The organism is Bradyrhizobium sp. CCBAU 45321, assembly GCF_028128975.1.
Lineage (GTDB): Bacteria > Pseudomonadota > Alphaproteobacteria > Rhizobiales > Xanthobacteraceae > Bradyrhizobium > Bradyrhizobium yuanmingense.
The window spans coordinates 1-5185 of the sequence record NZ_LFKZ01000076.1 but is presented as its reverse complement, the minus strand read 5'-3'; the positions used below and the strand labels follow the sequence as shown (position 1 = coordinate 5185).

At 61.0% G+C, this 5185-nt stretch carries 6 protein-coding genes; all 6 read right to left on the bottom strand.

All coding sequences use genetic code 11. From position 1 onward, the window contains the following. The coding region (locus tag ACM43_RS09940; protein WP_271539887.1) for a conjugal transfer protein TrbE at positions 1–1647 on the bottom strand (1647 nt) is incomplete at its 3' end. Positions 1648–1657: 10 nt separating this feature from the next. After that, entirely contained in the window at positions 1658–1921 is a 264-nt protein-coding gene (locus tag ACM43_RS09935; protein ID WP_092295110.1) for a VirB3 family type IV secretion system protein, read from the bottom strand. Next, positions 1921–2244 carry a TrbC/VirB2 family protein gene (locus ACM43_RS09930; RefSeq protein ID WP_271539886.1) on the bottom strand — a complete coding sequence of 108 codons (324 nt, stop codon included), beginning with the start codon at positions 2242–2244 and terminating at the stop codon, positions 1921–1923. Before ACM43_RS09930 ends, ACM43_RS09935 begins: the two co-directional genes overlap by 1 nt. A 1-nt stretch (position 2245) precedes the next feature. Then, complete coding sequence (gene trbB / locus ACM43_RS09925) at positions 2246–3160, bottom strand: P-type conjugative transfer ATPase TrbB (protein ID WP_271539885.1); 915 nt, start codon at positions 3158–3160, stop codon at positions 2246–2248. 229 nt (positions 3161–3389) lie between these two features. Next, positions 3390–4718, bottom strand: coding sequence for an MFS transporter (locus tag ACM43_RS09920; protein WP_271539884.1), 1329 nt, complete (start codon positions 4716–4718; stop codon positions 3390–3392). Positions 4719–4849: 131 nt separating this feature from the next. Beyond that, a partial coding sequence (locus ACM43_RS09915; protein ID WP_271539883.1) for a CopG family transcriptional regulator occupies positions 4850–5185 on the bottom strand: 336 nt, incomplete at its 5' end.

The following is a 5185-nucleotide window of genomic DNA, read 5'->3' as shown; positions in this document are numbered from 1 at the left end:
CAGTTGATCCTTGACCTCCGGCGTTATCTCGACCTGTTCCCGTGCTAGGATCGCGCCGATCCATTCCGTCGCCCATCCGCGCTCGGAAGGATCATCAATCCAAGCCAGCGGCTGCAGGGCGACGGGTTGTTCACCTCCGTCGGACAATGCGCCGCCAAGATCGTGCCAGTCGCCACCCATGGCGAGCGCGGCCGCCCGAATTGAACCGCCGAAATCGAACGCAAAAACCTGAGAGTTCGGGTAGCGCCTGAACTGTAACGCCATCAGAGCTAGCAGGACCGACTTGCCGGCACCTGTTGGCCCGACCACGAGCGTGTGGCCGACGTCGCCGACGTGGAGGGAGAATCGGAATGGGGTCGATCCCTCGGTCCTGCCAAACAGTAGCGGCGGACCCTTGAAGTGCAGATCCCTCACCTCGCCGGCCCACACGGCCGACATCGGAATCATGTGGGCGAGGTTGAGGGTCGACACCGGTGGCTGCCGCACATTGGCGTACACATGTCCCGGCAAGCCACCGAGCCAGGCTTCGACGGCATTCACCGTCTCGATCATGCAGGTGAAATCGCGACCCTGAATGACCTTCTCGACCAAGCGGAGCTTTTCGTCGGCCGCATTGGGATCTCGATCCCAGACGGTGATGGTTGCCGTGACAAACGCCTGTCCGATCTGGTCGGACCCCAGTTCCTGCAACGCCGCGTCGGCATCAAGCGCCTTGTTGTGGGCGTCGGTATCGAGCAGCGTCGACGCCTCGTTGGTCATGACCTCCTTGAGGATGGCGCCAATCGACTTTCGCTTGGCGAACCACTGCCGCCGAATCTTGGTCAGCAGCTTGGTGGCATCGGTCTTGTCGAGCAAGATCGCGCGGGTTGACCAGCGATACGAAAATGGCAGACGATTTAGCTCGTCCAGAATCCCCGGGGTCGTCGCGCCCGGAAAACCGACAATCGTCAGAACCCGCAAGTGGGCTGAGCCCAACATCGGCTCGAGCCCGCCGGTGAGTGGCTGGTCAGCCAACAGCGCATCGATGTACATGGGAATTTCGGGCACCCGAACCCGATGACGCTTGGTCGAGATCGTCGAGTGCAGGTAGGTCAGCGTGTCCTGATCATCGAGCCAGGCACATTCGGGCATGAACCCTTCGACGAGCTGCAATACGCGGTTGGTTTGGTCGGCAAACCCGCGCAGCACCTCGCGCGCGTCGGCGCCAACGGTGCGGTCGCGACCTTCATAGAGCAAGCGCTCCGCCTTAGCCGCTCCTTCCTCCGGCGGCAGATAGAGGAAGGTCAGGAAATAGCTGGACTCATAGTGGGTGCCCGCCTCTTCAAACTGAGCTCTGCGCTCCGCGTCGACCAGCGCGGATGCGACATCCGGAAAGGTGCTCGGAGGATAGGCTCCTGCAAAATGGCGCTGCGCCTCGACGAACACGGCCCAGCCGGATCCCAGGCGGCGCAGGGCGTTGTTCAGACGGCCGGCGACGGCGACGAGTTCAGCCGGCACGGCGCTGTCGAGGTCGGGTCCCCGGAACTTTGCCGTCCGCTGGAACGAGCCGTCCTTGTTCAGGATGATTCCCTCGTCGACCAGGGCTGCCCAGGGCAGGAAGTCGGCGAGCCGCACGTTGGAATGGCGATATTCGGCAAGGTTCATCATGACCGAGAACTCAGGTGTTGAGATGACCGGGGATGCGCAGATGTCGGCGCACCACATCGACAAAAGCGGGGTCGCGCTTGGCGGCCCAAACGGCGGCCATGTGGCCGATGAACCAGAGGACCAGACCTGCGATCCAGAGCCGCAGCCCCAGACCAAGGGCTGCCGCAAGCGTGCCGTTGACGATCGCAACCGATCGCGGCGCGCCACCCATCAGGATGGGCTCGGTGAGTGCGCGATGAACAGGCACAACAAAGCCTGTGACAGGTTCATCCATCAGATCACCACGCCACCGCCGAAGGAGAAGAACGACAGGAAGAAGCTTGAGGCCGCAAACGCGATCGACAGACCGAACACGATCTGGATCAGTCTGCGGAAACCGCCCGAGGAATCCCCGAATGCGAGCGTTAGGCCGGTCACGACGATGATGATGACCGCGATGATCTTTGCGACCGGCCCCTCCACTGACTGCAAAATCTGATTGAGCGGCTGCTCCCACGGCATGTTCGAGCCAGCCGCCCATGCCGGCCTCGCTCCCAAAACAACGATGCCGAACAGTCCCAGCGATGCACCTCGAAGAAAGCGAAATTGCTGACTCATGTCAGTCTCCTGCTGTTGAAAGGCTGTAGTCGCCGGTGGCACCCAGCCCTGAGACGGTGGCGAGCTCAGCGAGGCGGCGGTCAGCACCGCGTCCCACCAGCACGGCGACGAGGTCGATGGTCTCGGCTATCAGGGCGCGCGGAACCGTGATGACAGCTTCCTGGATGAGTTGCTCGAGCCGCCGCAGCGCGCCGAGCGCAGTCCCAGCATGGATGGTACCAATGCCGCCGGGATGGCCGGTGCTCCAGGCCTTGAGGAGGTCGAGTGCTTCGGCACCTCGGACTTCGCCGATCGGGATGCGATCAGGACGCAGTCGGAGGGACGAGCGGACGAGATCCGACAGCGTCGCCACACCGTCCTTGGTCCGCAGCGCAACGAGATTGGGCGCCCTGCACTGTAGCTCGCGGGTGTCTTCGATCAGCACGACCCGATCGGAGGTCTTCGCCACCTCGGCCAGAAGCGCATTCGTCAACGTGGTCTTGCCCGTCGATGTTCCGCCAGCGACGAGGATGTTCTTCCGTGCGGCAACCCCGTTCTGCAGGGTCTTGGCCTGCTCCAAGGTCATGATGCGCCTGGCGACGTAATCGTCGAGCGTAAACACGGCGACGGCGGGCTTGCGGATAGCAAAGGCCGGTGCTGCAACGACCGGAGGCAAGAGACCTTCAAAGCGCTCGCCTGTCCCGGGCAGTTCTGCCGAAACCCGTGGCGCGCCGGCATGCACCTCGGCGCCTACGTGATGCGCAACCAGGCGAACAATGCGCTCGCCATCCGCAGCCGACAGAGTTTCGCCTGTGTCGATCAGACCATTCGATAAACGATCGATCCACAGCCGCCCATCTGGGTTGAGCATCACCTCGATGATCGCTTCGTCTTCGAGGTAGCCGGCAATCGCGGAGCCGAGCGCGCTGCGCAGCATTCGCGCGCCGCGCGAGCTCGCTTCCGATTGAATGGAATGGATTACCACTGTTCGCCCCACCGAATGAGGACGTCCAACGAGCGTCCTCATGTGGGGATGATTAGAAAAGGCACCGACGGGCTTGGCGCAACAAGCAGGTTCGGTGATCGTAGACTGGCGTAGAAAAAGAAAGACTGAAAACTGGTATCTGACGGCTACTCAGTCGCATTGGCTCAGCGCGAGCTGCTGTTCACCACTCCGCATCGGCATCAGCAGGCAGGAGGACGACCGAATTTTCATACAGGCCAACTGACTCAACAGCGTCGGAGATATTAGCAGGCATGAAGAGTGGAATTGAACTCATCCATGAGGCGACGGATCGGCGCCAAGACAGCACGAACCAGGCCAAGGTCGCGATCTGCAATGCGACGTTGAGGCCGAACGCAACTTGATAGGCCTGGACCGGCCGATGACCATCGATCGCGGTCCATTGCTCAAGGATCAGGCCTGTCACGTATTGCGCCAGGAACGCCCAAGCAAAGTGCAAGACGTTTAGGGCGCCGTTGGCGCGACCGGCAAGCTCCGGCGGAAAGTAATCTGCTATTACCGCGAAGCTGACCACCGTTGCCGTTCCAGCAATTGCGATAACTGACCAGGGCAAGATGGACGGCAGAGGCACTCGCAGGATCAAAGCTAGCTCGGCTGCGACAAACAGCACCGCGACCGTCGCTAATACCGTCTCCGCCCCAATGCCCCTTCGTTTGACGTAATGGACGGTCATCCCGAACAACAAGGCGCCGCAGCTCAAAACGATCGACATTATAAACAGCTGTCTTACGAGGCTTGCGCGATCAAGCCCCTCCACGTCGGTCAGCCATGGTGATGCCCACAGTCCTTGCAGAGACCAAGCTGATCCAATGCAAGTCGCCGAAAATGGGGCCACTCGCCAGAAGCGACGATCGGCAAAAACGGTGCCAAGGGTGGCGCGCGTTGTTGATGGCACAATGCCTCGTTCGGGCACCACGACATAGATGAGAATGGCCGTCGCACCGGTGGCGGCCGCCAGAATCTCAAAGAGCTGCCGCCACCCCATCCAAGCGAGTAGGTGTTCGACGGGAGCCGTGGCAGTCACCTCTCCAAGTGATCCCAGCATGATCATGTAGCCGTTCAGCAAGGCAACTCGTTCCCTAGGGAACCAAAGGACGATGGACTTCAGCCCTGCCGTCAGCGCCGCGGCCACGCCAAGCCCAATCATTGCACGCGCGATCAAAAGGGACAGGAAGCCGGTTGATATAGCGAACAATCCGGCGCCCGCGGCCGCGAGCAAGAGCAGAACACTCTGGATGCGACGCGGACCAAATCGGTCCAACAATATGCCGATGGGGATCTGAGCCGGCGCGAAAACGAGGAAATAGACTGACGTAAGCAACCCGAGATCGGCAGAACCAAGCCCAGCATCCGAGCTGAGATGACCGGCGATCGAAGCGTTGATCGTTCGAAATAGATACGAAAGATAGTAACCAGCAGCAAACGGGAGAAATACGCGCGCGGTGAGACGCCATGCCCCTGAAACTTGCATGCTGGCCCTTCTTGCTCCTCAACTCATTGGAGCGGATAGCGCGTCCAGCTTTGTGTGGGCTTGGCCAAATTGCTGCGATCGTAGGCTGGCGTAGAAAAAGAAGGCGGAAATGGTCTGCCTACGTGGTTCAATCAGGTTTCTTCGGTCGGCTCCTGACGGCGGATATCTTCTGGAATCTCTCGGAGAAAGCTTTGCCCCTTTTGCAAGCGGCGCCCGAGCGCCTCGACAAATCCTTCGAAGCGCTCCCGGCCTTTTGCTTGCGCGGCCGCCTGCGCGTCATTGGGCAGTGGCGGCGTGATCGTCAGCCAGAACCGTATGAAGAGCGCCAAGCTTTCGGCCGTCAAACCTACGTCGCGCTCCAACCTCTGCATCTGACGCGACAGCCGATCGAGGCGCCGGGTGAATGCTGCCTCCCGCCTATCCGCTCCGTCGGGTGAAAGAAAGGAGGCGACGGCAGCTTCCACAAT